Origin of the sequence: Mycobacterium sp. shizuoka-1, from assembly GCF_002723835.1 — a bacterium.
Taxonomy (GTDB): domain Bacteria; phylum Actinomycetota; class Actinomycetes; order Mycobacteriales; family Mycobacteriaceae; genus Mycobacterium.
Window position 1 is genome coordinate 1 of record NZ_BEWG01000117.1, and the last position, 2,329, is coordinate 2,329.

Annotated in this window: 2 protein-coding genes; one reads left to right on the plus strand and one right to left on the minus strand. The window is 61.4% G+C overall.

Going from position 1 to position 2,329, the window contains the following annotated elements; all coding sequences use genetic code 11:
* Nucleotides 1–985 (plus strand): IS256 family transposase (locus MSZK_RS29525; RefSeq protein ID WP_099252083.1); only part of this gene is annotated, 985 nt, incomplete at its 5' end.
* 189 nt (nt 986–1,174) lie between these two features.
* On the opposite strand, the gene MSZK_RS29530 is transcribed toward MSZK_RS29525, so the two are convergent.
* Entirely contained in the window at nt 1,175–2,113 is a 939-nt protein-coding gene (locus MSZK_RS29530; protein WP_070947256.1) for an alpha/beta hydrolase, read from the minus strand.
* Nucleotides 2,114–2,329 lie beyond the last annotated feature (216 nt).

Sequence of the window (2,329 nt, forward strand, 5' to 3'; positions counted from 1 at the left end):
CGCCTGGGCTCGCAAGTCCGAGCAGGTATCGGAGGTGCTGCCGCTGCTGTACCTGCACGGCCTGTCAACCAGTGACTTCGGGCCGGCGCTCGAACAGTTCCTCGGCACCGGCGCCGGACTGTCCGCATCCTCGATCACCCGGCTCACGGCCCAGTGGCAGGACGAGGCGAAGGCCTTCGGCACCAGGGACCTCTCGCAGGTCGACTACGTGTACCTGTGGGTCGACGGAATCCACCTGAAAGTCCGCCTCGAGCAGGAAAAACTCTGCCTGCTGGTAATGCTCGGGGTCCGCGCCGACGGCCGCAAGGAACTCGTCGCACTCACCGACGGCTACCGCGAATCGACCGAGTCGTGGGCCGATCTGCTGCGCGGCTGCCGCCGCCGCGGGATGCGCGCCCCGGCGTTGGCGGTCGGCGACGGTGCGCTCGGGTTCTGGAAGGCGCTGCGGGAGGTGTTCCCCGACACCCGCGAGCAACGCTGCTGGTTCCACAAGCAAGCCAATGTTCTTGCTGCGCTCCCGAAGTCGGCGCATCCGGGCGCGTTGGCGGCGATGAAGGAGATCTACAACGCGGAGGACATCGACAAGGCCCAGTTGGCGATCGCGGCGTTCGAACGCGACTACGGCGCGAAGTACCCGAAGGCGGTGAAGAAGATCACCGACGATGCCGACGTGCTGCTCGAGTACTTCCGGTATCCAGCCGAGCATTGGGTGCACCTACGCACCACCAACCCGATCGAATCCACCTTCGCCACAGTGCGATTGAGGACCAAAGTGACCAAGGGCCCGGGTTCGAGGGCGGCGGGGATGGCGATGGCCTACAAGCTGATCGAGGCCGCGCAGTCCCGGTGGCGGGCGATCAACGCGCCACACCTGGTCGCGCTCGTACGGGCCGGCGCTCTGTTCCACAAGGGCAAGCTCCTCGAACGGCCCGTCGATATCACCCCCGAACCGTCACCTGATTCGCCGGTGTCCGAGGTCGCCTGACGACCCTCGATCCACAGGATTTGACTATTTCTCAACCGCGTTCAATCACCCGGGCAGTCAAACCCATTCTTCGGGATTTGATGAGTTGGTACAGGCCACTGAAGCCGGCTCCGACGATCAGCATGTCGATGTACTTGGGGCTGTGCATAGTTGTTGTCCTCAGTGAGTGGTCGATTCGAGGGGTGCAGGTTACGCGGAAAGTGCAGTGCGCAGGCGCTGTCCGATCTCTGCGGCAACATCACGCGCAGCGCCGATGGCCGCGGGAAACGAATAGAAGCCATGAATCAGAGACGGATAGGGCAGGTGTTCGGCAGGGGTGCCGGATCGCTGTAGTGCAGCGACGTAGGCAAAACCTTCGTCGCGCAGTGGGTCGAAGCCAGCTGTGATCACCGTGGCGGAGGGGAGGCCGGCGTGGCTCTCTGCAAGAAGTGGAGACGCGTAGGGTTCACTTGCCCTGTCTGGATCGGGGAGATAGTGCGAGTAGAACCAATCAATGTCTGTTTTCTCGAGCATGTATCCTTCGGCATTGTCCACGCTCTTGGAGGGGTACTCGGTATCCGTTAGATCGACGTTGGGGTACAGCAGTGCCTGGTGCGCAATCTCGGGGCCGCCGCGGTCTCTCGCCATCAGAGTGACTACAGTGGCCAGGTTCGCACCTGCACTGTCGCCCGCCACAGCGAGTCTCTTGGGGTCGACGTTAACCTCCGCAGCGTGTTTAGCTACCCAGGTAATTGCAGCGAAACAGTCTTCAGGCGCTGACGGGTACGGATGCTCCGGAGCTAGGCGGTATCCAACGGATATGACCACCGCCCCAGCTTCGTTGGCAATCAGCCGACAGCCTTGGTCGGCAGTTTCGATAGATCCGATTACGAATCCTCCACCATGAAAGTAGACGACGGCGGGGAACGGGCCCACTCCCTGCGGGGTGTAAATCCTGACGGGAAGGTCTCCTGCGGGTCCTGGGATTGTGCTATCGATTACCGAATGCAAAGGCAGGCGCTCGCCCTGGGCGAAGATCGGGTCTGGAACTCTCAGACGAGCCTCCAGGACACTTCCTGCACATAGGGGAGGAAGGTTTTGACTGGCAACAACTGCCAGGATGGCGGCTGCATCCTTATCCAGCTTCACAGGTTACTCCTTGCAAGTTGTTCGTGTGGACAGCAACACCGACTCCGCTGTATGTCACGCGGAATCTGATGCTTGTCAGCGCTTCTGGACAGATCTCAAGGATTGGATTTCGACGAAACTGTAGTTTCGTACGAGAGAAATAGTCAAATCCTGTGGATCGAGGGTCGTCAGGCGACCTCGGACACTGGGGTGGCGGGCGATGGTTCCGGGGTGATG